Source organism: Peteryoungia wuzhouensis (genome assembly GCF_003205195.1).
Classification (GTDB): Bacteria; Pseudomonadota; Alphaproteobacteria; order Rhizobiales; family Rhizobiaceae; genus Allorhizobium; species Allorhizobium wuzhouense.
In genome coordinates, this window is sequence record NZ_QJRY01000001.1 from 862,565 (window position 1) to 889,009 (window position 26,445).

19 protein-coding genes and 1 tRNA gene are annotated in these 26,445 nt (G+C 58.8%); 10 read left to right on the forward strand and 10 right to left on the reverse strand.

Annotated features, from left to right (window positions below; all coding sequences use genetic code 11):
• Nucleotides 1-9: 9 nt before the first annotated feature.
• From DMY87_RS04330 to DMY87_RS04340, 3 genes are all read left to right on the forward strand, one after another.
• Complete coding sequence (locus DMY87_RS04330; RefSeq protein ID WP_110790012.1) at nucleotides 10-969, forward strand: DUF5655 domain-containing protein; 960 nt, start codon at nucleotides 10-12, stop codon at nucleotides 967-969.
• Nucleotides 970-1,012: 43 nt separating this feature from the next.
• A complete protein-coding gene (locus DMY87_RS04335) occupies nucleotides 1,013-1,750 on the forward strand; it encodes a hypothetical protein (RefSeq protein ID WP_133252997.1) in 738 nt (245 codons plus the stop codon).
• 120 nt (nucleotides 1,751-1,870) lie between these two features.
• A tRNA-Ser gene (locus tag DMY87_RS04340) sits at nucleotides 1,871-1,960 on the forward strand.
• Between the two features lie 512 nt (nucleotides 1,961-2,472).
• On the opposite strand, the gene DMY87_RS04350 is transcribed toward DMY87_RS04340, so the two are convergent.
• Together DMY87_RS04350 and DMY87_RS04355 are read right to left on the reverse strand one after the other, a co-directional pair.
• Entirely contained in the window at nucleotides 2,473-3,024 is a 552-nt protein-coding gene (locus tag DMY87_RS04350; protein WP_110790015.1) for a Panacea domain-containing protein, read from the reverse strand.
• A gap of 219 nt (nucleotides 3,025-3,243) precedes the next feature.
• The gene (locus DMY87_RS04355; protein WP_110790016.1) at nucleotides 3,244-3,678 is read right to left on the reverse strand and encodes a hypothetical protein; all 435 of its coding nucleotides are present in this window, start codon (nucleotides 3,676-3,678) and stop codon (nucleotides 3,244-3,246) included.
• A gap of 560 nt (nucleotides 3,679-4,238) precedes the next feature.
• Here DMY87_RS04355 and DMY87_RS04360 point away from each other — a divergent pair.
• From DMY87_RS04360 to DMY87_RS04380, 5 genes are read left to right on the forward strand one after another with little or no spacing between them, the layout of a single operon-like run.
• Nucleotides 4,239-7,382 (forward strand): AAA domain-containing protein, encoded by a 3,144-nt coding sequence (locus DMY87_RS04360; RefSeq protein WP_110790017.1) that lies wholly within the window; start codon nucleotides 4,239-4,241, stop codon nucleotides 7,380-7,382.
• Nucleotides 7,354-8,874 (forward strand): coiled-coil domain-containing protein, encoded by a 1,521-nt coding sequence (locus DMY87_RS04365; RefSeq protein ID WP_133252998.1) that lies wholly within the window; start codon nucleotides 7,354-7,356, stop codon nucleotides 8,872-8,874. The genes DMY87_RS04360 and DMY87_RS04365 overlap by 29 nt, the downstream gene beginning before the upstream one ends.
• Nucleotides 8,875-8,883: 9 nt before the next feature.
• Nucleotides 8,884-10,920, forward strand: coding sequence for a chromosome segregation ATPase-like protein (locus DMY87_RS04370; RefSeq protein WP_110790019.1), 2,037 nt, complete (start codon nucleotides 8,884-8,886; stop codon nucleotides 10,918-10,920).
• Nucleotides 10,920-12,416 carry a DUF2357 domain-containing protein gene (locus DMY87_RS04375; protein ID WP_110790020.1) on the forward strand — a complete coding sequence of 499 codons (1,497 nt, stop codon included), beginning with the start codon at nucleotides 10,920-10,922 and terminating at the stop codon, nucleotides 12,414-12,416. The genes DMY87_RS04370 and DMY87_RS04375 overlap by 1 nt, the downstream gene beginning before the upstream one ends.
• Nucleotides 12,416-14,761: a hypothetical protein gene (locus DMY87_RS04380; RefSeq protein ID WP_110790021.1), complete on the forward strand. Its 2,346-nt coding sequence runs from the start codon at nucleotides 12,416-12,418 to the stop codon at nucleotides 14,759-14,761. Before DMY87_RS04375 ends, DMY87_RS04380 begins: the two co-directional genes overlap by 1 nt.
• A gap of 50 nt (nucleotides 14,762-14,811) precedes the next feature.
• On the opposite strand, the gene DMY87_RS04385 is transcribed toward DMY87_RS04380, so the two are convergent.
• From DMY87_RS04385 to hutI, 6 genes are all read right to left on the reverse strand, one after another.
• A complete protein-coding gene (locus DMY87_RS04385) occupies nucleotides 14,812-15,207 on the reverse strand; it encodes a hypothetical protein (RefSeq protein WP_110790022.1) in 396 nt (131 codons plus the stop codon).
• A gap of 372 nt (nucleotides 15,208-15,579) precedes the next feature.
• On the reverse strand, nucleotides 15,580-16,149 hold the full coding sequence (locus DMY87_RS04390; RefSeq protein ID WP_110790023.1) for a HutD/Ves family protein: 570 nt from the start codon (nucleotides 16,147-16,149) through the stop codon (nucleotides 15,580-15,582).
• A gap of 3 nt (nucleotides 16,150-16,152) precedes the next feature.
• Nucleotides 16,153-17,838, reverse strand: a complete 1,686-nt coding sequence (hutU, locus tag DMY87_RS04395; protein WP_110790024.1) for a urocanate hydratase — start codon at nucleotides 17,836-17,838, stop codon at nucleotides 16,153-16,155.
• 11 nt (nucleotides 17,839-17,849) lie between these two features.
• The gene (hutG, locus tag DMY87_RS04400) at nucleotides 17,850-18,650 is read right to left on the reverse strand and encodes an N-formylglutamate deformylase (RefSeq protein WP_110790025.1); all 801 of its coding nucleotides are present in this window, start codon (nucleotides 18,648-18,650) and stop codon (nucleotides 17,850-17,852) included.
• Nucleotides 18,651-18,652: 2 nt separating this feature from the next.
• Nucleotides 18,653-20,188 carry a histidine ammonia-lyase gene (gene hutH, locus DMY87_RS04405; protein WP_110790026.1) on the reverse strand — a complete coding sequence of 512 codons (1,536 nt, stop codon included), beginning with the start codon at nucleotides 20,186-20,188 and terminating at the stop codon, nucleotides 18,653-18,655.
• Nucleotides 20,185-21,444, reverse strand: a complete 1,260-nt coding sequence (hutI, locus tag DMY87_RS04410; RefSeq protein ID WP_110790379.1) for an imidazolonepropionase — start codon at nucleotides 21,442-21,444, stop codon at nucleotides 20,185-20,187. Before hutI ends, hutH begins: the two co-directional genes overlap by 4 nt.
• A gap of 120 nt (nucleotides 21,445-21,564) precedes the next feature.
• On the opposite strand from hutI, the gene DMY87_RS04415 reads away from it, so the two are divergent.
• Both DMY87_RS04415 and hutC read left to right on the forward strand, forming a co-directional pair.
• Nucleotides 21,565-22,926, forward strand: coding sequence for a formimidoylglutamate deiminase (locus tag DMY87_RS04415; RefSeq protein ID WP_110790027.1), 1,362 nt, complete (start codon nucleotides 21,565-21,567; stop codon nucleotides 22,924-22,926).
• A gap of 78 nt (nucleotides 22,927-23,004) precedes the next feature.
• Complete coding sequence (hutC, locus tag DMY87_RS04420; RefSeq protein WP_110790028.1) at nucleotides 23,005-23,718, forward strand: histidine utilization transcriptional repressor HutC; 714 nt, start codon at nucleotides 23,005-23,007, stop codon at nucleotides 23,716-23,718.
• A 6-nt stretch (nucleotides 23,719-23,724) separates the two neighbouring features.
• Here hutC and DMY87_RS04425 read toward each other — a convergent pair whose 3' ends face one another.
• Complete coding sequence (locus DMY87_RS04425; protein WP_110790029.1) at nucleotides 23,725-24,897, reverse strand: trans-sulfuration enzyme family protein; 1,173 nt, start codon at nucleotides 24,895-24,897, stop codon at nucleotides 23,725-23,727.
• Between the two features lie 117 nt (nucleotides 24,898-25,014).
• Entirely contained in the window at nucleotides 25,015-26,433 is a 1,419-nt protein-coding gene (gene hydA / locus DMY87_RS04430; RefSeq protein WP_110790030.1) for a dihydropyrimidinase, read from the reverse strand.
• Between the last annotated feature and the right edge of the window lie 12 nt (nucleotides 26,434-26,445).

Below are 26,445 nucleotides of genomic sequence, written 5' to 3' on the forward strand. Positions count from 1 at the left end.
AGGTGAATCTTGAGCGATATCAAACTGTTTCATTTTGGGGGTGCTGAGGTGACCGAGCTGCCGGGCACGGCCATGCAGGTGGAGAAGTCCCTGCAGGTGCTGTTTGAGGCCAATCTTGAGGCACTGCTCGGCATCCGCTTCCTGGCAACGGAGCATTCGACCGGTCCCGTGCATGGTGGCCGCATCGATACCCTCGGTCTGGACGAGGACAATTCGCCGGTCATCATCGAATACAAGCGCTCGGTGAACGAGAACGTCATCAACCAGGGCCTGTTCTATCTCGACTGGCTGCTCGACCACCGCAAGGAGTTCCAGTGGATGGTGATGGAGCGGCTTGGCGCTGATGCCGCCAATGCCGTCGAGTGGACCGCGCCGCGCCTCATCTGCATCGCCGGTGACTTCACCCGATACGACGAGCATGCGGTGAAGCAAATCGCGCGTAACATCGAACTGATCCGCTATCGCCGGTTCGGTGATGATCTGCTGATGCTGGAGCTCGTGCACGCGCCGAAGACGGCAAGCGTTAGCACGCGGCAGGCGCCGAAGACACTGCCGGCCACCCCCGGTGTCGCCGTGGAGGAGACCCCAGGCGAGGAAATCGACCCCTACTACACCAACCGACAGGCCTACCGCCTATCGCAGTCATCCAGCGAGCTCCGCGACATCTTCGACGCCACCTACCAGTTCCTGGTCGGGCTCGGCGACGACGTGCAGGTGAAGGAGCTCAAGCAGTATACCGCGTTCAAGCGGATCAAGAATTTCACCTGCCTACAGATCTATCCGCAGGCCCGCAGCATCGCTGCCTATGTCAGGCTTGATCCGTCAACCGTCGAGCTGGAGGAAGACTTCTCGCGCGACGTGACGAATATCGGGCATCACGGGACGGGCGATCTGGAAATCATGCTGAGGTCGATGGCTGACTTCGAGAAGGCGCAGCCGCTGTTGCGCCGGGCGTATGAGGGTGGGTGAAGCGGTTAAAGAGGCTCAAAACTCGGAAGATAAGGGGGATGGAATGGATGATGTAATAAAGCTGCTGGAAGTAGCAGCATGGCCGACGGTTACCCTCATCGGATTGTTCATGTTGGGTCCGGGTGGATACCTGATGAAATTCGCTAAAACGCTCGGCGAGTCGTTGAGCAACTTCACGGTCGCGATCCCCGAGCTAAGGGACACGGCACTTCGCATGCGAAGCGATGTTGATACACTGGTTGCCACGGCAAGAAACGTTTCAACGGGTTTCTCCGAAGAGTATCGCGGCTTGGAGGAGCGGATCGACAAGCTTTCTAAGCGTATGTCAGATCAACTTTTTGAAGTTCGGGAGGTGCTTGATGACCTGGACAAATCCAAGCTAGTTGAAAGCCAAGAGGAATTGGAAAAGGCCTTCGATGGAGCCGCCATTGACGCGGTTGAAGATATTGCACTAGAGCCCGCCGAGGCTCAGTCACCGGACGATATGATGGATTCGTTGAAGCACGAATGGGACTCGCTCGCTGAAGCCTTGAAAGCCCGGCTAGGCAACCCAGAATACTTTGACAAACGACAGATTGGCGCAATGGCTTCTCGGCTTTCGCACGGAAAGCGGCTAAATCCCATTACCAAGGAAGACGCCGAGCTTATTTCCGGCCTCCACTCTCAATATAAGCGCTTCATCAGGTTGTCGGGATCAAAGGACGAGTGGCTCACTCCTGAGGTCTATCGCAGCTTTCTGGCTGGGGTTAAAACGGCATCTGACACGCTTCGTGGAGTGTAGTCGCGAGTTTGCGCTCAGGCACGCACCGGCCACAGTGCCGGAGCGTTGCACCGTGGATTCGGCCACTCCCTCCGATCGCTATGAGACAGTCCGCGCCACAGAGCGCCGACCAGTGTGACCGGAGAGGTGGCTGAGTGGTCGAAAGCAACGCACTCGAAATGCGGCATACTCACAAGGGTATCGTGGGTTCGAATCCCACCCTCTCCGCCACAGTGAGCCCTTGGGATGCAAGGTTTCACTGCAAGCTGCAGATTTCTATCTATATTGGATGTTAGCGCTGAAGTCGGCTAGGGCCACACTTGAGGCACTTCCTGGCTATTTTTGGCGAGTGCGCCCTTCTCGGCTGGCACGAATGTGTCACGGGCAGAGAGTTTTAAGATTCTCGATTGCCAACTGCACATGGGCGGGCGGCAGGGTCTTGGGAGGATTATTAGTCAGAAATTCCACGATAGCTTGTGCGAGCTGCGGAGAGATGAGTCCGCGATCCTGGGCGTCTCTCAGTTCGTGCGCAGGGAATGTGGTCAATCTGGAGCAGTCGAGAAAACATTCGTGAGTTAGGGCTTTGTGATCAGCCGCATTGAGCTGGAGCTGACCAACGCCATGCACTTGAGGCTTGGTATTGATCCAGAAAAACAAATTGTCCGCAGCGCAAATGCACAGCGTGATCTTGTCCTTTGCGGGACGCGCAAGGGCGGTATTGACTACGTATACCGACCCTAAGATCACAGGACACCGTAGACGGCGAATTCCCTCGCTTCTTCGATGATTTCATGCCGCGCAGGATTATCCTGGTCAATCATTGCCTCATAATCCATCACGCCGTTGGCGGGAGCCTCAAGCCAAGAGCGCTCTTGATGGGTCAGGGTAGACAGCGCTCCGAAGTTACGGCCTCTGCAAAACTGGATCGCTTCATCTAGGCATTCGATATCGCTCGCAGAGAGCACGCTCGTATCAGCGTCGCGTAGCGCATTAACCCTGGGCCAAGGCGCTTGAGCAACGGAGAAAGCCTTTGTCACTGCTTCCGGGTCGCCAGCGTTGTGGAGTCGGCCTTTTATAAAGTCATAGATGGTCGAGGGCACCGGACCATTGGGCATGGCGATGAAGGTATCAGCCACGATCGGGCGCGCGTATCGGTTCAGATGATACTTCTCAGCGAAGAAGAGAATCTTTGCTGCGAAGAAGGCAGTGACGTCCGGCCAGCGCGACGCGATGTATGTCATCGCCTCCACACCTTTCTTCTCGTCAAACTGAAATCGCAGCATCATCTCTCTCATGCCTTGGCTATCTCATAGGAGTCTTTCCTCGTCATTAAGAATTTGGTGGCTCGCTTCGAATCTTCAATGCCGTGTCTATTGAGTCACGCTTGTGCGAGACGTGGCCGGATAAGCTTTAGCACCTCTGCAGGAGTGTCCTCCAGGTTCTAATTTGCGCCGATTGGAAGCCATACAGAGTCAGTTTCGGGAAAGTAGAGGTGACTGGCAGGCGAGCCAAAGTCACGAGGTTGCATAAACTACTGAAAGAATAACAAGATATAGGGCAACTGCACCCAGGAACCCTTTGATAAGGGCGAGCTGAAGTCCTTCCCTCTTTAGATACTTGTTAATAAGCGCTAATATCAATAGAACAGCCACAACGAGAGCGAGCTTGTCCCACCCATATTTACCGTATGCCATGGAGTAGGCAACCCCTGAAAATAGTATAATAATCTTCAGAATTATCTCAAAGAAGTTTTCGCGAATCAGCTTTGTTATCCAATTAGAGCCTTGGACCAGCTGGATTTTACGGAATTTATTGAGCAGCTTATATTGATCTGTATCAGGCTCAGTTTTTTTTCCAACACCTTTCTCTGCGGCCAACATAGCAATTGCGAAAACAAAACATATTATCGATAGAATGTATTTATTATTTATAATACTTACGAATTCCATTAGATGCTCCATATTTCTATCTGAATTGGGTATCGGGCACTTCTTAAAATTTCGCTGCCCGCTTGAATAAAATTTACCGAGTGCCGCGACAGATTGCGTTTCAGTTTCGTCTTCAACGTGCAGGGATAAACCTTGGCACCCCTCTAAGGGCGTCCTACGCGTGACCTTCATTATCGTTTGGAGGTCACATGGCGACGATCCGGACGCTCAGAGGACGCTGACCATGTTCCTGGCGAACTCCAGCTGAATGCATGGTGGAACATGCGGTTCAAATCGACGAAGAAGATAGCCGGTCGAGGACATGAGGCGGCGTCACCAATTGGCACTGATTTGTCGTATTAGCGCCAACCCCAAGCCCAAAATTGCGCCAGGAAAAGTCGTTGCATTCGCATTTATCATCATTGACATTTCACTGAATGATTGTGCACCTATGCCGTGCGAAGCGATGACATACCGTTCAATGACTGTAATGCAGAATCCTGGGTTACCTTCAAACTATTCGGCTTTTCTCTCGGTTCTCCAGAAGCTTAACGGCTTAACGTCTTAACTGAGAAAAGCTGATGTCCCTTCTGCTGCGAACGATCTCTGCAATGCCGAGCGGACGAACGACGAGTGAGCTGCTTGCTCTCCTTGATGTCGATTTCGATCCCAGGATGCGGGCTTCGATCTATGCTGAAATTGCCGCCCTTTCAGAAGCAGGCAAGATCTCCAAGGGCCGCGATGGCCGCTGGCGTGCGGTCTCTGCCATCCGTCCCATACCTTCCGCCAGAAGTGGCCCAGGCGAACCATCCGGTGCCGGAGTTCTGCAGGCAGCACCTGCAGTCTTTCTCAGCCTCTCCCAAGATGGCGATCTGCCTGAGCCAACTGATGCACCGAATGCGCCTGAGCCTGCGGCGTTGCTACGTTATTACCGCTCAGCTCTTCGTTCCGATCCACGCGGCGCAATTTCTCAGGCTGAAGATCGCCATGGGGTTCAATTTCATCTCATAACGGGATCAGGTCCCCTTACCGGCGACGATGGGCAAGGCATCCAGGTCAAGATCGGGCTTAATGACCTCTCTGACGAGTTCAGGAAGGCATTGCTCAAACGTGAAGCCAACGAACAGACGATGGCAGTCGGCTGGCCCATCGCGGTCAGCCAGACCAAAGGCGCTCCGGTCATCTGGCCGATAGGACTGATCAGCGCGGACTGGGTGCGCACCGAGACACATCTGGAGCTGACCATCGACGCTGATGATGTTCTGGTCAATCCTGACTGGCTCAAAGGGGCAGCACGTAGTGAGCGATGGACTGAAAAAGCTCTTCGCGAAGTTTTCAGTCAACCGGAAGGCACCGGTCTGCCGCTCGACGACTTTTTAGCTCGACTGAAGGAGGCAGTGGGCGGCAGCTTCAAGGGAAAGCTTACAGGCCGTGGCCTCGCAACAGAGCTCGATCCAGCTCAACCTGGAATCTACAACATCGCCGGCATCTTTCTGCCAACTGATAGCACATTCACTGCTGGAGCTGTTCGTGATCTCGACCGCATTGCGGCATGGAGCCAAGACGAGCTCTCTAGAACGGCTCTTGCGCCAATCCTTGGCCTAAAGAGCTCGGTTGAGCCCACACCCGCCGCAGCGGTCAACACAGGACCGCTCAACCGCGAACAGATTGCAGCAGTTGAGAAAGCGCTGGGCTCCAGCCTCACGGTCGTCACAGGCCCCCCGGGGACCGGCAAGAGCCAAGCAATCGTCTCGATGGTGGCATCTATCCTCAATGCGGACGGATCTGTCCTCGTGGCGTCGAAGAACCATCAAGCCCTCGATGCGGTTGAAGAGCGGCTACGCGGCATTGCCAACGACGTGCCATTTATTGTTCGGACACTCGATCCGGCTCGGGACTTGGATTTGTCATTCAACGCAGTCCTGACGGAATTGATTAGGGAGCCGAGTAGGTCCGGTCGTGCACCAGATCTAATTGCCCGTGCGAAGCTTGCTACTACCGCTAGGTTGAGGGCAGACGCGCTTCAGACGATTGATGAGATTGGTCGCCTGCGATGCCACATTGCAGATCTTATAGAGCGCCTCGAGGCCCGTCGCGAGGCGGAACCTGATCCGTCTGAAGCGCCATCAGCTGCCGCACGCGTTTCCATCTTCACCCGACTGCTCGAAGTGCTCAAGCGGCTCATTGGGAGAAAAAGTGCTGCCATCGTTAACGATGATCCGGCAGCCGAAGGCGCTTCGGACGAGATGCTGAAGAAGCATCTTGCCAAGCTTCAGCAGGAATGTGAGCGCCTTGGCGCGCCAGAGGATCCGGTTTCGCTAACGGCTGAGATTGCGGAACTGGTGCAGTCGATCATGCCGCGGGTTCTGCTCCAAAGGACGGTGCTGACCGAGGCTGAAAGACAGGAATTGGGTGAGGAGCACGCAAACCTTGAGCTGGCTCAACTGACCGGCCCCTTACGTCCTGAGTTGGCCCGGAAGGTCGTTAATCACCGCCCGCTTTGGCTTGCGTCGGTCCTCGGTGCTCCAAAGCGCATTCCGCTGGCGGCGGGGCTTTTCGACTTGGTCATTTTTGATGAAGCCAGTCAGTGCGATGTCGCTTCAGCGCTGCCACTTTTCGCGCGCGCCAAGCGCGCTGTTGTTGTGGGTGACAATAAGCAGCTGTCTTTCATCAGTCAGCTGGGGATCGCCCATGACCGCAACCTCATGCAGGCGCAAGGTCTGCCAATCGGCTCGATGGGCCGCTTCGCACAAAGCCGGCAATCGTTGTTCGACTTGGCGAACCTGACTCCGGGGGCGTCAAAGGTCATGTTGCGCGACCAATACCGTTCAGCAACTGATATCGTCGAATACATCAACGAAGCATTCTACGGCGGAAAGCTGCGTGTCGCTGGCGACCAACAGAGGCTGAAGGCGCCCGCTGGATTGAAACCTGGAATCGCCTGGAAGGACGTTCCTTCTCCGTCGACGCCCATGTCGACAAATGTGAATTTGGCCGAAGTTTCTGCCATCACGGATCACCTGAAGCTCTTGCTTCTCACTGAAGCATATTCTGGCACGGTTGGCGTTATTGCGCCTTTCCGACCTCAGGTGCAGGCACTGAGCGACGCAATACATGCGGCAATCCCTGAGCAAGTGATTGAAAAGGCCGATCTACGAATTGGAACAGTGGATAGCTTCCAAGGGCAGGAACGTGACCTGATCCTGTTCTCACCCTGCCTCGGACCATCCAGCGCCATGTCTGCCGTTTCCTTTGTCCAGAAAGACTGGCGCCGGCTGAACGTAGCGATCAGTCGTGCGCGCGCGGTTGCCCACGTGTTCGGGGACCTCAGCTACGCTCGATCTGGCAAAGTCAGCAGCCTTCAGAAGCTAGCAAGGATTGCAACCGAACCTCGAAAGAGGGTCGCAGAGAGCACGTTTGACAGCAAGTGGGAATGGCGTGTGTTCAACGCCCTAAAAGAGAAGGGACTTGAACCCATCCCGCAATTCGAGATTGCCGGCCGCAGGCTCGACTTCGCACTGTTCGGGAGAGGCGAGATCAAGCTCGACCTAGAGATCGACGGACGCCATTGGCACGCCGACACAGATGGAAAACGCAAACTCGCCGATCACTGGCGAGACAAGCAGCTTCAATCACTTGGATGGCGCGTTCAGCGCTTCTGGGTCGACGAGCTAGAAAAGGATTTGGAGGGATGCATTGAGCGCGTCAAACAACAGCTTTCGTAAATCGCATCGTTTCACAGTCTTGGCTGGATTGCTGGCCGGTGTCTCAGTTGCAGCGCTTGGAACGATCTTCTTCCAAATGGATCAGATGGAACGTCGCTATGGCGTGATCGCATCAGAGATTGATCGTTTTAACAATGAGCGCACAGCTGCGCTCAGACAGCGAGATGAGATCAACTCGGAGATCGCTTCAAAGAACCGAGAATTTGAAAAACTGCAAAGCGAGCTGGCCAACAAGGTTACCTCATTGAAGACCGCTGAAGACCAGTTGGTTGAATTGCAAACTCGGCTGAACGAAGGCGAGACTGCATTGCAGGCGCTGTCAAAGCGGCAAGAAGCTGCGGAAGCAGCCATTGAAGAAGCAGCGAGGCTAAAGGCAACCGTCTCGTCGCTTCAGGCTGAGAGGTCGAAGCTGCAGGCCGAGCAAAAGAAGTCTCAGGCGGATTTGGATCGTCTGACGCGGAATTTGAAAGACAGTGAGCAGGCTTACAGTCTGAAGCAGCAGGATCTCGAAGATGCAGACGCACGGCTTGCGGATCTCAACCGCAAAATTGCTGACGCGCAAGTTCGCAATAGCGACCTAGAAGATCTGAAACGACAGGTGGAAGATTTAGAGAAGAACCAAGCGAACCTACAATCGGCGAAGGCTTCATTGGAGCAAGAGGTTGAAACTTATGTCACTCAACTCGCGACACTGAAGAGCCAAGTAGAGAGCGCAAAGGCTGAGGCGGCATCGGCGGAAAAGGACGCCGACGACCTCAAGAGTGCCCGAGACGCATTAGCGACGAGCAACGAAGACTTGGACAGAAAGCTGCAGCAGCTTCGCTCAGACATAGCACGGCTCGAGGGGCAGCAACAGAGCGCAACTCTTGCCACCGACGCCGCGAAATCTGCCGCGGCTGAGGCGGAAGGTCGGCAGAGACAGGCTGAGGAACTACGAACACAAGCCCAGAGTCAACTTGCAAGCCTGCTGCCCCAAATAGACGCGGCACAAAATCAAAGGGCCGAACTTGAAGCCACGATTGAAGCACTCGAAAGAGACGCTGTGGCTGCCCGCGTAGTTGCTTCTCAGGCGGCCGAGGCAGAGCGACGTAAGAGCGTGGCGGAGGCAGCGCAACGAAGTTTAAGTGAGCAACTAGCCGCCGCCCGGGAAGAGCTATCGCAGCTACAGAGCCAGCGCGAAACCGAACAGGCAAGCCTGGACGCTCTTCGATCCCAGTTGAGCAAGCTTCAAGGCACAGCGGAGCAGACGCGCCTCATTTCGGCAGACATCGATGCTCTGCAGGGTCAGCTGAAAACCTTAACAGAACAGGTCTCAAATCTGCGGCGAGAGCAGGCGGCTCTGACAGAGGACATCAAAACCAAGCGGTCTACGCTCAGCGCTCTGAATTCTAATCCAGCAAAGACACCGGGGGCGGTTTCGCAGGAATCGACCGACGAGACCCCGGTAACTCCTGACACAACCCAGCAGCCAAACACCGCCCCGGAGCAATAAGGTCCCGCAATGCTTACGTCGAACACCCTTATATTTCTGCTGCTTGGGATCGGCCTTTTTGGACTCATCGGCATCCAGTTGTTCTTCGCGATTTTTCACGATCGCGTCGTTTCAGCCGCAGGTCCACAGCGTGCGCTGGAGGCCCTTCTAGTTGATATCGAAAGCAAGAGAGACCTTCTGAGAGATGTTGAGACAGAACTTGCTGAACGGCGGAAGCGGCTTGAAAACATCGCAGACATCCAGGCCGAGTATGATGCCACTAAGCGGCAACTGGACGAGCTAAAGCTTGAGTGGACTCTTCAAGACGAAAAGCGAGCAGAGATCCGCAAGCTGACCGTCGAAATGGAAACTGCTCTCGCAGAGAAAGCGACAGTCGACGCAGATCTCGCGACGGCCCGCCTCGACCTTGAAGCCGTGCAGGATCGCATAGTCGCGGCTGAGCGCATGTTCGCACAGATCGAACTGATGAAGACCGAACTGGCGGAACTAGAGCGCCAGATCACCGCTCTACGCGAGGAGAAGCGGGCGCTAGTAGATGCCGAGGCGCGCCTCGAAGAGATTAATCGTTCGTTGGCTGACAGCGAACGCGAGCTCGCCCATCTGGATGGCAGAGTTGAAGCGGCCCGCAGTGAGCTTGAGTTGGTGCGTGAACAGCAAGTGGCAGAACGCGCCGCAGCCGTCGAGGCAAGGTCTGAGCTGGCAAACGTCGCAGCCAAGCTGGCAGCCGCACAGGAACAGATCAGTTCTGCTGAACGGTCTGTCGAGTCGCTAGAGGATAAGAGAGCCGCCCTTCTGGCCAAACTAGCCCATCTGGAGGAGTTAGCTGGTGACGCAGCTGACGCGGGCGCCGATCCCGACATTTCAAAGCAAGTTGATGAACGGCTTAGAGAGCTGACACTTCTTCCACCTGTTCTCTCTGGACTGAAAGAATGGAAAGAACGGGCGCCGGAAAATGAAGCTGATGCTCTCAAACACGTCAGCGACAGGCTGAAGGCCAGCGGACTAGACTACCCGGACCGGGTCGTCAGGGCATTCCATACCGCCATGAAGGTAAATGAGACAGCGCAGATGGCCGTTCTCGCGGGTATATCTGGGACGGGCAAGAGCCAGCTGCCCAGGCAATACGCAGCCGCGATGGGTATTGGTTTCCTTCAGGTTCCCGTGCAGCCCAGGTGGGACAGCCCTCAGGATCTGATGGGCTTCTACAACTACATCGAAAAGCGCTTCAGGCCGACCGACATGGCCAGGGCGCTGTATCAGCTCGACTTCCTGAACAATCCGAAATCGGAGTTCCAGGACCGAATGCTGATGATTCTGCTCGATGAGATGAACCTCGCGCGAGTCGAATACTATTTCTCTGACTTTCTCAGCCGGCTTGAGAGCCGACCGTCTGCCAAAAACGTTGAAAAGGCTGAACTCCGCAAGGACGCCGAGATCGAACTGGAGATTCCAATGCCCAAGGGTCGGGAAGCGCCCAGAATCTTCCCCGGCTACAATCTTCTCTTCGCGGGCACCATGAACGAGGACGAGAGCACTCAGTCGCTTTCCGACAAGGTTGTAGACCGAGCCAACGTTTTGAGATTCGCCGCGCCGAAAAAACTCAAGACAGCCACGGTATCGGAGAAGCTGCCAACGCCCGAAGCACTCTCAGCGAAGCGTTGGAGCAGCTGGGTTCGCGATTCGAAGGCCGTTGAAGAGAAGCCGCTGGTCCAGTCCAGCCTAAACACCATGATTGAGCTGATGAGCGCCTTCAAGCGTCCTTTTGGTCACCGGCTTGGAAAAGCAATTGTGGCCTATGTGGCAAACTACCCCTTAAGCGATCGAGGCCAAGTTCTGCATGCGCCATTGGCAGACCAAGTCGAAATGAGGCTTCTCCCCAAGATGCGCGGGCTCGAAGTGCACAGCTTTGATGAGCCGTTCAGCAAACTCCGCGATTTCGTGGCCAGAGACCTGGAGGATGAGGCGCTCGCTCAGGCGATCGAAGACTCACGCCAGGCCGCTCAGGATGGATCTGGGCAATTCGTTTGGAACGGGGTCATTCGCTGATGCTGCACCTGCCCCGTCCATGGAGTAGCGAGCGTCTTGATGCCTTTGGGGCGACGGATTGCCTGATCAGCGAGGTGACCCCACCTGCCCGCTCCAAGACGGAGCACACGGTGTTGCTCAAGGGCATGATCCAAGGGCAGCCGATCGATTTGCTTCTGCATCCATATCCGCGCGCAGGTTCTGGGAAAAATCCAACTCGACAGGGCTTCCCCGTCCGGCCGCCGAAAACGATTGAAAGCGAGACAGAAGAGGATCTGCGAGCGCAGGCACTTTTGCGTCGAATGAACGAGGTGCTGGCTCGAGTCCAGGAGTTGGGGGAGGCATTGGACGAGCCCGCTCACGTTTGGCCACGTCTCAAGGCCGCGTGGGAAAGGGCGGAGCACGAGGATGACCCACGCATGGCCGAGATTATCCGGCAGGCGAGAGAGATCCTCCCGAAGCTCAAGGACCTTGAACCGCGGATCCGGAAGGTGCTGCGCCGCACCCGCGAGCTTGTGCCATTGGACAGAGTGCGGGAAATGGATCGTGCTTCGATGCGTTGGCTTGTCCGCCAGCCTGGCAGCACTATTGCAGAGCGGGCAGGTTCAAGCCAAAGGATCTTAGCGACGGTTCGCCGCGAAAACTTCGATACTGCTGAGAACCGAGTCTTGCACGCCTACACGGTTCTTGCCTCGGATGTGGCGAGGCAATGGATGAAGGAGCATCCGAAGGCAAAGGCCAGCCGATGCTACGAACAAGTGGACGCGCTATACCGCTTCTGCAGAACTTTTTCCCGCCTTTTGGCGGAGCTGGACGTGATGATCGCAGAGGCAGGAATTGCTCCGAACTATGTCCTCATGCAGGACGCCAACTACCGCGCGGTCTATCAAGCGTGGTTGAGACTGCTCAAGCACCAGCTGGTTATTGACGACCTGTGGGCATGGCAGGCAGAGACATGGACAGACTTCTGCGTTCTAGCCGTGATATTGGCACTTCACGACGTTGAGGATTGCGAGCTTGTAGCGCAGTCGCCAATCTTTTGGCGCTCGGAAGCAAGCCTCGGCCGATGGTTTGATCAGGATAATCCCATCGCAGTCTTCTGGCTGAAGCGGCTCAATCGTGTTGTTGAAGTTCATTCCCGCCCAAGTCAGGCGAGGGGGCTTCTGAGCTATGCGCGTTCACATGTGGCATTGAAGATTACAGACCCAAGCCGCGTTGATGTCCCCCGCACAGTGGCAGTTTGGACACCTCATACTCTTGACCGCATAGACGTGAAGGAGGCTGTCGTAGAAGCCAATAAGCGCCTGATGGCCATCCAGAAGGTCTCAACGTCAGAGACCTTGAGGCAGGGCCTTATCCTCACGCCAGCTAATGGTTTGCCTGAGGTGGTGGAGGCCAGCGATGTCCGGACAAATGTCCAGGGTATAGCTTTCGATCCGGCAGGGGCCGGCCTCAAGCTTGGTCTTGATGCGATACGAGCATTCGCCCGCGGCGACATCTACAAGTCGGGGCCCTAATGAAAAAGCTCTGTGGCTATGACCTAAATGGCTGGCGGGACTTCGCCAGTCGCAATTGGCAAATTGCGGCAGATGGTGAAGAAGCGGCAAACGATAACACCACCGAAGGTGGCGTATTCGGCTCAGTCATTGTGGTCGGGGATGGCAAAGCAAGCCGGCTTGTTGGGGGCGCACAAGCCGGGCTTGCTCCACATGGCCGAGGCGGCGGATGGGGAGCATTGGGAAGCGATGATCGCAGGATATCGGTCAGATCCTTGCTGAGCTCCCCTGATCCGAGCGTTCTGGCTCTTAGCCACGCGTTCTCAGGCATGTTCGTCGGAGCAGGCATCGGCGTTGCGAGCATCGACGATGTCACGGACAGCAGCGAAATCCTTCAGGAACGGCTTTTGAGCGCGCTCCGGCGGTCGAAGATATCTACACCGCTTCTGGTTTGGAGGCCGGTCCTTTCGGTTCTGTATGGACTATCGGCTGAGCTCATCCAAAAGCCCTGTCGCGTCGGCGTGATCAATCATGTCGATCGAGGGTTTACTGTTCAGGCGCTCATAGTCAGGAATCACAAAGGCCAAGGCAGCGGGGTGCTCGCACCTGAGCGCCGAAACTTCAGTGAGATCATCGAATGCTCCCTCGGATATGAGTATCTGGCGCAAACCGCACTCAGTGGCCTAGAGGCGTCAGTCTCTAAGCACTGGAGCGCACCACTGCATGCCGCAAGTTCAGTCGGGCGATTGGCGCTGGGCATTGAAACCAGGCCAGAGTTGCTTCGCATTAACAACGGCGACTGGCAGGCCCTTGAGCCGCCAAACAAGCTTTCCCTAAAGTTCCCCGACTTGCCATCCGAAATACTGCATATGCTCCGCAGTTCCGACTTGGTGCTTATCGAGTCTCTGACTGAGGGAGCCGTAAGGCAGCAAATACACAATCATTTCGCGGATGCGCTTGGGATGCCGCTAGTATCACTGCCACCATCGAGTGTAGCGAAGGGCGCTTTGGTCGCAGCAACACGAATGAGCAAGCGGGAACCGGTCTATTTCGACTTTCTGCCCCAGATTTCCACAATTGTGCAAAGGCCTTCAGGCGCAGAAAGCTACGACTTGATAGATCCTGAGACAACGCTCCCGGCAGGTGAGATTTACCGAAGCCCTGCACCTGCACAGTTCGCGATACAAGCGGGGCAAGAGCGGTTCTCTATCTACCTTCGAAAGCAAAACGCTACCAAGCCCAGAAAGGCGACTGTCGATCTGGGTCTGAAACTCTCTGGCACTGTGCCGGTTGAGCTGAGTGTCGAGCAAGCCCCGGCATCCGGACGCGCGAGGATTGCCGTATATGCGGAAAGTCTTTCCAGGCAGTTTCTGGTTGATTGGGACAGCGCAGAAGAACTCGATGAGGACTGGTCTGAACTACTTGCGAAATTGGAGAAGCCAGAACCGACAGTTCCAAGTCGTCTGGTCATACCTTGCTCCAAAGCTCTGTGGGACGAGAGTGTCTTCGAAGTGGGTTTCGCGGAGCTCGTGAACGCGAATGCCAACGCTGCCGAGGTCGATTGGAAAGCATTGGCCGACAAAGCAGATGACCGATACGCACGATCTTATGCTGTTTCTAGCGATGGCCAGCTTCCATCCGGGATCGACGGCGTAACGCTCACAAATCTAAGGAAGCTAATTGATCAAGCGATCACTCATTTGAATTTGCGCTTGTCCGGTAAGTTGGATGCCGGTAACGACTCTCTCCGGTTTCTGACCTGGCTGTTCAGGCTTTGCCCGAACGACGTGGCGATCGTTCTTCTTGACGCTTGGGACCAACAAGTTTCGGGGCATAAGCTCTTCAACCATCCAAGCCATTGGAAGCTAGCATACCAGGGCTTTGGGCGGATCGTTTCTGACAAGACGCTCGAGTTGCGAGCCATACACAAGATCCTCCAGAAGCCGATACAGAACTGGGTATGGCAGCGCGAAACTGCAGCCCTAGCCTTTATGCTCTCTCGATCCGAAACCGCTCCCCGGCAGCTCACGAGGCAGAATGTCGAACTGCTCGCCAGACGCGTGCTTTTGGAGTTCCGGGAAAACCTCGGCACCACCTACAACAAGTTTCACTACGCGCCCTTTCTCCTGGTCGGTCTTATCCGTTGGCGAATGGTCGACAGACATGCGTTAGTTATAGGCACCGATCCAGTTGCTGACACCCTCGCCAAAGCAACGAGAAGAACCTTGGCTGACCTCGCACATCAGAGCCGCGCCAGCGCTCAGGGCAAATATGGCGTGATCCTGGAGCAAATCTTGGAAGAGCTACAGGGCCAAGGATCGAACCCTGACCTGCTGCTCGATATCTATGCTGGTGAAGAGGGCTAAGCTTTAGCCTCGCCCTCTCAATCTCCAGCTCTTGCTGCGCGGACTATCGCCTAAATGTTCTTAAGGTTTTCTAGCTCCGGGAAGGCATACCACTTTAGAAGCGGCGCCATACAAGCGGCAGCATTTTCATTTGTGCTGACCGGTGTCACCCCGACGAGGCGAACTGAGATCGTAGATCTGCCTGTGTAGGCACCGAGCCGGTTCTTGGCGTTCGCCTTTACGCAGACGAATTGCAGCTTCCCGCCAGGTGCATCCATCACAGCCGAGATTTCGGCGTCGCGAACAGAATAGGGATCGATCAGGTAATCCCTAGCGGCTTTAACAATGGCATGTCGGACAGCATTTGATGGCGCGCGCTGCGTCGCCAACACATTGTCCATCTGCTCTTGAGTGACACAGCCGGAGAGCGCCACCGCGGCGGCGACAAGAAAAATCCGAATCTTCAAAAAACATCCCCCTTTGTTTGGATTCAGACCATCTACACCTCAGCCGGAAAAACTCAAGCTTAGGTTGCGCCCCGGCGCACAATCTACCATTCTAGAATGCTCCTCACGTTGGAAGCGAACGATGCGTAGTTTGATCTAATTTGTGCGATCAGTTAGATTTGCATCTCGTCCACTGCGTAACAAAGTTTAGATCGCCACAATGTTACAAAAGTTCTTATAAGGTATTGTAATTTAATAAACCTGGGCGACTTCAAATCTCTCTAGCAGCACCATTTTCCCCAGACTTCAGAATGATTGCAGAACTCACGTGTGGGATTTAACCGCCCACGTATGCGAGCTGTTCTACGTGCCTATGACGACGTGGAGGTGCGACTACGTTGTTACGCCGTCGATCTGTATGATGTAGATCGTGGCAGGAGACGCACTGGAGAGTTGGGCTCCGTCGCCCGGCCCCAAGAATAGAGCGTCCAGCGGGTGCAAGCGGATGTTTTCTTGGACGACCGACACGTCATTCAGGGTCAGCACGATTCGCAAGTGGGCGGACGGCTGAAGCGTCAGCTGCCGTGTGACCACGCGTTCGACTGCGTGGGTGAATGCGCCCCTGCGGCTCATGACGTTGAGGTCGGTGACCGGCCCCGCCAGCAATGTAGCGCTGGTCTGGCGATCGGCGGGGAATGCATGAGGGGCACATTCCGGCCGAAGCGAATGTGGTGCGTGCCCCGCCACCGAGAGCGTGATACCCTCGCCTGTCAGCACGCTCAGCGTCCGGTCGATGCCATCGAAAACCGAGAAGGGTCCATCCTCGGCGACGGTTGCCATACTGATGCGCCAGTCGAAATTGTCGACGGAGGCGCCGGGGGGCGAGACGGCGATTTCTACCGTCTCGCCCTTGCCGTTCTTCCAGGGCATGCGCTTGTGATCGACCGACCGCAGGACGCGCATGGCTCAGTTGCCGAGAAGGCCGGGAAGGCGGAGCCCCTGCTCTCTCGCGCAATCAAGCGCGATGTCGTAGCCGGCATCTGCATGGCGCATGACGCCCGTCGCCGGATCGTTCCACAGCACGCGCTCCAGCCGGCGCTCTGCATCATCCGTGCCATCGGCGCAGATGACCATGCCGGAATGCTGGGAGAAGCCCATGCCGACACCGCCGCCATGGTGCAGCGACACCCAGGTGGCGCCCGAGGCGGTGTTGAGGAGCGCGTTCAGGAGCGGCCAGTCGGAGACGGCGTCGGAGCCGTCCTTCATGGCTTCCGTCTCGCGGTTGGGCGAGGCGACGGAGCCGCTGTCGAGATGGTCGCGGCCGATGACGATGGGGGCGGAGAGTTCGCCGCTCCGCACCATTTCGTTGAAGGCCAGAGCCAGCTTGTGACGGTCGCCGAGGCCGACCCAGCAGATGCGGGCGGGCAGGCCTTGAAAGGCGATGCGCTCGCGGGCCATGTCGAGCCAGTTGTGCAGATGCTTATTGTCCGGCAGTAACTCCTTCACCTTGGCATCGGTCTTGTAGATATCCTGCGGATCCCCAGACAGGGCTGCCCAGCGGAAGGGGCCGATGCCGCGGCAAAACAGCGGGCGGATATAGGCCGGCACGAAACCGGGGAAGGCGAAGGCATCTTCCAGGCCCTCGTCCTTGGCGACCTGGCGGATGTTGTTGCCATAGTCGAGCGTCGGCACGCCGGCGTTCCAGAAGGCGACCATGGCCTCGACATGGGCTTTCATCGAGGCGCGGGCCGCAACTTCGACGGAGACTGGATCGGTCTCGCGCTTGGCTTTTGCCTCCTCGACGGTCCAGCCGATCGGCAGATAACCATTGCGCGGGTCATGGGCCGAGGTCTGGTCGGTCACGATATCGGGGCGCGGGCCACCGGCCTGCATTCGCTTGACCAGCTCCGGGAAAATCTCGGCAGCATTGCCGAGAAGCCCAACAGACTTGGCTTCGCCCGCCTTGGTCCAGCGATCGATCATTTCGAGCGCCTCGTCGAGCGTCTTTGCCTTCTCGTCGACATAACGGGTGCGCAGGCGGAAATCGATGCGGGTCTCGTCGCATTCGACGGCGAGGCAGCAGGCACCGGCCATGACGGCGGCAAGAGGCTGGGCGCCGCCCATGCCGCCGAGACCACCGGTCAGTATCCACTTACCCTTCAGATTGCCCTGATAGTGCTGGCGACCGGCCTCGACGAAGGTTTCATAGGTGCCCTGCACGATGCCTTGCGTGCCGATATAGATCCAGGAGCCGGCGGTCATCTGGCCGTACATGGCCAGACCCTTCTTATCGAGCTCGTTGAAATGGTCCCAGGTCGCCCAATGCGGCACGAGGTTGGAATTGGCGATCAGGACGCGTGGCGCATCCTTGTGGGTGCGAAACACGCCGACCGGCTTGCCGGACTGGACAAGCAGGGTTTCCTCCTCGGTCAGGGTCTTCAGGGTGGCGACGATGCGGTCGAAATCCTCCCAGGTGCGGGCGGCGCGACCAATGCCGCCATAGACGACGAGCTCGTGCGGGTTCTCAGCAACATCAGGATCGAGATTGTTCATCAGCATGCGCAGCGGCGCTTCGGTCATCCAGCTTTTGGCCGTCAGCTCGTTGCCCCGGGGGGACCTGATGTCACGGATATTGTGGCGAGAATTGGTCATGTCTGATCCCCTTATGATTTGAGGTCGAGCGCGATCGCTTCGATCCGGGTGAGCATGGTCTTGAGATGGATGCGCAGGCGTTCCGCCTTTTCCGCGTCATAGGCGAAGGGCGGTGCTTCCGTGGCGAGATGAGTGGACTGGGCAAGTTCCATCTGGATGGCATGCACGCCGTTATCTGGCCGACCGTAATGTCGGGTTGTCCAGCCGCCCTTGAACCGGCCGTTCAGCACGCTGGTATAGCCTTCAGCGGCGGTCGCGGCTTCGACTGCCGCCTGTTCGATGCTGATATCACAGGTGCGACCGCCATCGGTGCCGATGTTGAAATCCGGCAGGATGCCTTCGAACAGGAAGGGGATCTTCGAGCGGATGGAATGGCAATCATAGAGGATTGCCACGCCGTGGATTGCCTTTACACGATCGATCTCGGCCTGGAGGGCCGCGTGATAGGGGCCATGAAAAGCGGCGACCCGATCCGCAGTGTCAGCCTCTCTCGGCTCGGCGCCGTCCTGCCAGATCGGCAGGCCATCGAAGTCCGTGGTCGGGACCAGACCGGTGGTGTTCTGGCCGGGATAGAGGCTGACGCCATCAGGATCGCGATTGGCGTCGATCACGTAGCGATGGAAGGTGGCCCGCACCATGGTCGCGCCAGGCAGCAGGCCGTCATACAGCGTCTCGATGTACCAGTCGGTATCGGCGATCAGGCGACCGTTTTCGTTGAGGCGCGCCCAGATCTCCGGTGGCACATGCGTGCCCGTGTGCGGCAGGCCGAGGATGACGGGGGATGATCCCTTGACGACGTCGACGACGGTCATGCTCAGTCCTCCAGGGTCGGCAGGAGACCTGCGGAGACGGACGTGGCGATCGCGCCAGTGGCGACGAGGGCGGCGGCTTTCTGCAGATCCGGCGCCATGTAGCGATCTTCTTCCAGCGTCGGCACATGGGCGCGGAGAGTGGCTATGGTCTTCTGCAATTCGGCGCTGGTCTTGGTCGGGCCGCGCAGCTCGATGCCCTGGGCTGCCGTCAGCGCCTCGATGCCGAGGATGGCGAAGAGGTTTTCGGTCATCGGCAGCAGGCGGCGGGCACCGTGGCAGGCCATGGAGACATGATCTTCCTGATTGGCCGAAGTGGGGGTGGAATCGACAGAGGCCGGGTGCGACATCTGCTTGTTTTCGCTCATCAGGGCCGCGGAGGTCACCTCGGCGATCATCAGGCCGGAATTGAGGCCCGGCTTTTTCGAGAGGAAGGCCGGCAGGCCGTAGGACAGTGCGGGATCGACCAGGAGCGCAATGCGGCGCTGGGCGATCGCTCCGATCTCACAGATGGCCAGCGCCGTCTGGTCGGCGGCAAAGGCCACGGGTTCGGCGTGGAAGTTGCCGCCTGAAACCACCGAGTTATCGGAAAGGACAAGCGGATTGTCAGTGACGGCATTGGCTTCGATGCGCAGCGTATTGGCCACCTGGCGCAGGAGATCGAGGCAGGCGCCGTCGACCTGCGGCTGGCAGCGGATGCAATAGGGATCCTGCACGCGCTCGTCGCCCTCGACATGGCTTTCGCGGATGGCCGAGCCTTCCAGAAGCTCGCGGAGCGCCTTGCCCGCATCGATCTGGCCGCGATGGCCGCGCAATGTGTGAATGTCGGGATGGAAGGGGGCGGACGAGCCCATGGCGGCATCGGTGGAGAGCGCGCCGGTGATCAGTGCCGTCTGGAGGGCGCGGTGAGCACGGAAGAGGCCGGCCAGCGCCAGCGCCGTCGAGGCCTGGGTGCCGTTGATCAAGGCGAGCCCTTCCTTGGCCGCCAGCACGACCGGTTGCAGACCGGCTTTTGCCAGAGCGTCGCGGCCGGACAGGGCTTCACCGGCAAAGATGGCCTCGCCCTCGCCCATCATGACAGCGGCCATATGGGCGAGCGGTGCCAGATCACCCGAGGCGCCAACGGACCCCTTTTCCGGAATGACCGGGATGACGCCCTTGTCCAGCATGGCTTCGATCAGCCGCACAAGTTCCAGCCGCACGCCCGACGCGCCGCGACCGAGCGAGATCAGCTTCAGCGCCATGATCAGCCGCACGACATTTTCCGGCAGCGGGCTGCCGACGCCGCAGCAATGGGAGAGGATCAGATTGCGCTGCAGGGTGGCGAGGTCAGCAGAGTCGATCTTGATCGAGGCGAGCTTTCCGAATCCGGTATTGATGCCGTAGACCGGGGCATTGCCGGACGCGATCTCGGCGATGCGGTCGGCGGCACGGATGATCCCAGCGTCAAAGGAGGGATCGAGCCGAGCCGAGCCGTTTTCCCAATAGATCGCGCCGAGATCGGTGAGGGTGACGTTGCCCGGGTGAAGGACGATGGTCATGCGGACACCTTTTTGCCTTTGAATATGCTGCTATGAAGCGGGTTGAAGCCGATCCGGTAGACCAGTTCGGCGGGGCGCTGGATGTCCCAGATCGCGAAATCGGCAGACTTGCCGGCTTCGAGCGTGCCGACCTCATCCTGCAAGCCCAGCGCACGGGCGGCCTCGCGCGTCGCGCCGGCCAGGCATTCTTCGACCGTCAGCCGGAACAGGGTCGCCGACATGTTCATCGCCAGCAGCAGGGAAGTAAGCGGCGAGGTGCCGGGATTGCAGTCGGTGGCGATGGCGATCGGGACACCTGCATCCCGAAGAAGCTGGACCGGCGGCTTGCGCGTTTCGTTGATCGCGTAGAAGGCGCCGGGCAGGAGGACGGCGACGGTTCCGACCTTGGCCATGGCCGCAGCACCGTCGGCATCCAGATATTCGAGGTGATCGGCCGAGAGAGCGCCGCAAGAGGCGGCGAATTTGGCGCCGCCGAGATTGGAGAGCTGTTCGGCATGCAGCTTGACCGGCAGGCCGAGTTCCGCCGCCTTTTCAAAGACCCGGGCGATTTCTTCGACGGAGAAGGCGATGCCTTCGCAGAAGCCGTCGACCGCATCGACGAGGCCTTCGGCGTGGGCCTGTTCCATGCCAGGCAGGACGACCTCAGAGATATAGGCGTCGTTCCGGCCGCGATATTCGACCGGGGTCGCATGGGCCGCAAGGTAAGAGGTGACGACGCGCACCGGACGCAGGGTTTCGAGCCTGCGGGCGGCACGCAGCATGTTGAGTTCGCCCTCGATCGACAGGCCGTAACCCGACTTGATCTCGATCGTGGAGACGCCTTCCGCAAGCAGAGTATCGAGACGCGGAAGTGCTGCTTCCGCCAGTTGCTCGATGGTCAGGGCGTTGGTCGCCTTGACCGAAGACACGATGCCGCCGCCGGCGCGGGCGATCTCCTCATAGGTCGCACCGTTCAGCCGCATCTCGAATTCCATAGCGCGGTCGCCGCCGAAGACCAGATGGGTGTGGCAGTCGACCAGACCAGGGGTGACGATCCGACCGCCGCAGTCCGTCACCTCGACGGCTTCTGCCAGGGACACCGGGAGGTCCGCCTCGGCTCCCACAAACAGGATCCGGCCATCACGCACAGCGATGACGCCGTCTTCGAGAAGGGTGAGGTCCGCTCCCGGCGCCAGCGTCAGCAGACGCGCATTGCGCCAGATGCGGATCGCGCCTTGTGCTTCAGTCTCGTGATTACGCTTTTCGTTCCCGGTCATGGCAATTCCGCCTTTCCTTTGATCGAAATATGTATATACATAATAATCCGATGACAAGCGAAAAATCCGGCGCATGATCGCGACCATCGATTTGCGCACGATCGTGGAGAGACGGAGCTCATGGCACAGACCGCAACAACCAGCCTTCATGCGACCACCGCGCTGCTTCCCGCTGGCTGGTCCAGCAATGTGCGGGTGACGGTCACCGGTGGGGCGATCACGCGGATCGAAACCGGGGTGGCGCCAACGAGCGGCGACGAGACGCATGGTATCATCGTTCCCGCCATGCCGAACCTGCACAGCCACGCCTTTCAGCGCGCCATGGCGGGGCTGGCGGAGGTGCGCGGGCCTGATAGCGACAGCTTCTGGAGCTGGCGCACGATCATGTACAAGTTCGCCCTGTCGATGACGCCCGACCAGATGCAGGCTGTCGCGGCGCAGCTCTACATGGAGATGCTGGAGGCGGGTTTCTCGCGGGTCGGCGAGTTCCATTATCTCCACCACGATCAGGACGGCCAGCCTTATGCCAATATCGCGGAACTGGCCGAGCGGATCGGGGCGGCAAGCGCCGAGGCCGGTATCGGCCTGACCCTTCTGCCGGTTTTCTATGCCCATTCCGGCTTCGGCGGTGCCGCACCGGTGGAAGGCCAGCGTCGCTTCATCAATTCGGTCGAGAGTTTTGCGCGTCTGATGGATGGCTGCCGCAGGGTCGTTGCCGATCTGGAAGGTGCCGTGCTCGGTGTGGCGCCGCACAGTCTGCGCGCCGTGACACCGGGGGAACTCGAAGCGGTGGTACCCTTGGCAGACGGCGGCCCGGTTCATATCCATGTGGCGGAACAGGTCAAGGAGGTCGAGGATTGCGTAGCCTGGTCGGGTGCGCGGCCGGTGGAATGGCTTCTTTCGAATGCGCCCGTCGATCATCGCTGGTGCCTGATCCACGCGACCCATATGACCGAGGACGAGACGCGGCAGATGGCGAAGCGTGGCGCGATTGCCGGGCTTTGCCCGATCACCGAGGCCAATCTCGGCGACGGAACCTTCGAGGCGCCGCTGTTTCTGAGCCAAGGCGGTCGCTATGGCATCGGGTCGGATTCGAATGTGCTGATATCGCTGCCCGGCGAGTTGCGGCAGCTGGAATATTCGCAGCGCCTCGCCCGTCGTGCACGCAATGTGATCGCGGAGCCGAACGGGTCAACGGCGCGCCGGCTGTTCGATCAGGCCCTTGCCGGAGGGGCTGCGGCGCTCGGCACCCAAGCCGGTCTCAGCCTTGGCAATCCGGCTGATCTGGTCTCGCTCAACGCGACCGCCCTGCCCTATCTCTCCGGAGACCAATTGCTGGACCACTGGATTTTTGCCGGTAGTCTTGCCACTGACAGCGTCTGGGTGCACGGCCGCAAGCAGGTGGCAGGGGGACGACATATCCGGCGGGCCGAGATCGAGAGCCGGTTCGTGAAGACCATGCAGGCATTGATGAGCGCCTGACCCGGCCTTGCATTCCCTCTGTCATGCGCTATCCGGTAGCTTGAGGATGTGACGTCATGACTGCGGAAGGACACGGCGATTTCTGGTGATACCACCCTGCACAGCAGGATCCTTGCCGACATCGAAGGACAGATCGTATCCGGCGAATGGCCGCCTGGGCACCGGCTGCCGTTCGAGGTTGATCTCGCGGCTCAATATGGCTGCTCGCGCATGACGGTCAACAAGGTCATGGCGCAGCTGGTGCGCAGCGGGCTGATCGAGCGAAGGAAGAAATCAGGCAGCTTCGTCGCCCAGCCAAAGGCGCAGTCCGCCGTGCTCGAGATCCATGACATCAAGGACGAGGTGCAGTCGCTGAAACTCGCCTATGGCTATGCCCTCATCGCCCGAACCGTCAGGCGTTCGGATGCCGAGGACATGCGGCGGCTGGGGCTTTCCAAGGGGACCGACGTGCTTGACATCACCTGCCTGCATACGGCCGGTCACGAGCCGTTCTGTCTGGAAAAGCGGCTGATCAACCTTGCCATGGTGCCGCAGGCGGCAGATTTCGAATTCGTCGAGATCGCGCCCGGACCCTGGCTGCTGGCGGAAGTCCCCTGGACAAGCGCACAGCACACCATCCAGGCGATCTCCGCCGACAAGGACGCGGTGAAGCTTCTGAAGCTCTCGGCGCACGAGGCCTGTCTGGTGATCGAGCGACAGACCTGGGGACAGGGAGGGCCGGTCACCAATGTGCGGCTGACCTATCCCGGCAACCGGCATGTGGTGACAGCACAATTCAAGCCGGGAGGCTGACCGCCCTTATCCCTGCTGCTGGTCCAACGCCTGCAGGAACCGCTCAAGATCGGCCCAGAGTTCGGCCTCGTCTTCCAGACCGATGCTGAGCCTCAGGACGACATCCGGCCCCGTCCAGGGCGTGACGCTGCGATGCCTTGCGACCGGCATGGGGGCTGCGAGGCTCCGGGTGCCGCCCCAGGATGCTCCGATGGCAAAGAGCCTGAAGGCATCGAGCGCTGTGGCAACACCAGTTGATGCCGCCTGGTTGAAGACGATGCTGAAGACGCCACTCGATCCGAGGAAATCCCGCTGCCAGAGCGCATGCCCCGGCGAGGTCTTGAGCGCCGGATGCAACACGCGTTCGACCAGCGGATGATCGGCCAGCCGATGGGCAAACTCCAGAGCCACCCGCTCTGAATGGCGAAGACGCAGGCTGAGCGTTTCGAAGCCGCGCAGAACCAAGGATGCATCATCCGGCGATACGCCGATGCCGAAACGGCCCATCTGCGAACGGATCGGCGCAATCAACCGCTCATTGGCCACCGTGAGCGAGCCCATCAGCACGTCGGAATGGCCGGAGACGAATTTGGTCAGCGCTTCCGTGACGAGATCGGCGCCGTGGCAAAGCGGCTTGTAATTGAGCGGGGTCGCCCAGGTGTTGTCGAGCCCGACCAGGGCGCCATGGGCGTGGGCAATCTCTGCGATCTGCGGCAGATCGATCACCTCCATCGTCGTCGACCCTGGGCTCTCGCACCAGACCATGCGGGTGGTCGACCTCATCTTGGCGGCCACGTCCTGCGGATCGAGCGGATCGAAGAAATCCACGTCCACGCCGAGCCGACGCAGATCCGTCTCGGCAAAGTCCCGCATCGGCGGATAGACGCTGTCGACCATCAGGATATGGTCTCCGGCAGAGAGGAAGGGCAGGATTGCGAGGATATTGGCGCCCTGACCAGACGGGGCGAGGAAGGTCCAGGCGCCATTTTCGAGGGCGGTCAGCTTCGTTTCGAGCGTGCGGGTCGTCGGCGTCCCGTAGAGCCCATAGGAATAGCCCTCATGGCCGCGCGCACCGCGCGCCGCATAGGATGCCGCATCCTTGAAGACGATGGTCGAGGCGCGATGGACAGCGACACCCAGCGGATCGAACCCTTCTCTGGAAACGGAAGGTGTCAGGACGCATTGGGTGATATCGCTCATGTGACGGGCCTTTCTGGAAGTGGGCCCCGCAAACAGAGCCTATTTGCGCGGCGCAATCCATAGGCCAGATCTCACCCTTGACGCGATCTCGCGGCAACCCACAGGTTGCTCCCAATCTCAGCTGCGCGGATGGGCAGCGACGAGTTTGCTTCGCTGCCGGGTCTGGTAACGGCCTGAAGGCTCTGATGAGCGGAGTTTATGGCCTTCGGTAATCGTCTGACCCCGCACCAGCAGGCGCACCGGCCAGCCGCGAAGCTCCAACCCCTCATAGGGTGTATAATCGGCGCCATGCTGCAGGAGTTCGTTGGTCAGCGTGACGCGTCTCTCGGGGTCCCAGAGTGCAATGTCGGCATCGGAGCCGATCGCGATCGTGCCCTTTTGCGGATACATGCCATAGAGCTTGGCATGGTTGGTCGATGTCATGGCGACGAAGCGGTTGATGTCGATCCGGCCCTTCATCACCCCTTCGGAAAACAGGATGGGCAGGCGCGTGGCGACACCCGGAATGCCGTTCGGGATCCAGCGGAAATGGCGCTTGCCCTTTTCGTTGAGCTTCCCCTCGGGATCGTCGAAGCGGAAGGGGCAGTGGTCGGAGGAGAAAAGGTCGAAAACGCCCTGCTCGATGCCTTCCCAGCAGGCGTCCTGGCTTGCCTTGTCGCGCGGCGGTGGCGAGCAGACGAATTTGGCGCCATCCAGTCCTTCGAGATCGAGGTCGTCGGCCGTCAGCATCAGATATTGCGGGCAGGTTTCGCCCGCGATCTTCTGGCCGCGCTGGCGGGCGCGGCGGATTTCTTCCATCGCCTCGCGGTTCGAGACATGCACGATGACGATGGGCACATCCACGATTTCGGCGAGCGACAGCGCGCGATGGGTCGCCTCTCGCTCGGCGGCAATGGGCCTTGTCGTGGCGTGGTACTTCGGCGCGAACTTGCCCTCTTCCTCGTGCCGGCCGATCAGATAGCGGATCGCATCCTCGTTTTCGCAATGGACCATGACCAGCGCGCCGGTGCGCCTTGCCGTGTCGAGCGTGGCGAGGATCTCGTCGTCGCGCAGGCGCAGGCCCTCATAGGTCATGAAGACCTTCAGCGAGGTATAGCCATCTTCGACGAGGGCAGGCAGTTCCTGACCGAGCACCTCGGCCGTCGGGTCGGTGATGACGAGGTGGAAGGAGACATCGACATGGCATTTGCCCTCGGCCTTCTCGTGATAGACCTTCAAGGCTTCGCGCAGCGACTGGCCCTTTTCCTGCATGCAGAAGGCCAGCACCGTGCTGTTGCCGCCGATCGCGGCGGAGCGCGTGCCGCTTGCAAAATCATCAGCCATGACGATGCCGTCGCCGGAAGGCTGATCGAGATGCACATGGCTGTCGATGCCGCCAGGCAGAACGAACAGGCCTGTCGCATCAATGATCTCGTCGGCCTCGGTCAGGCCGAGCGCCAGTGCTGCGATCCGGCCGTCCTTGATGCCGATGTCGCTGACAAAGGTATCACTTGCCGTCACCACCGTCCCGTTGCGGATCACCGTATCGAAGCGCATGCGTCCCATCCT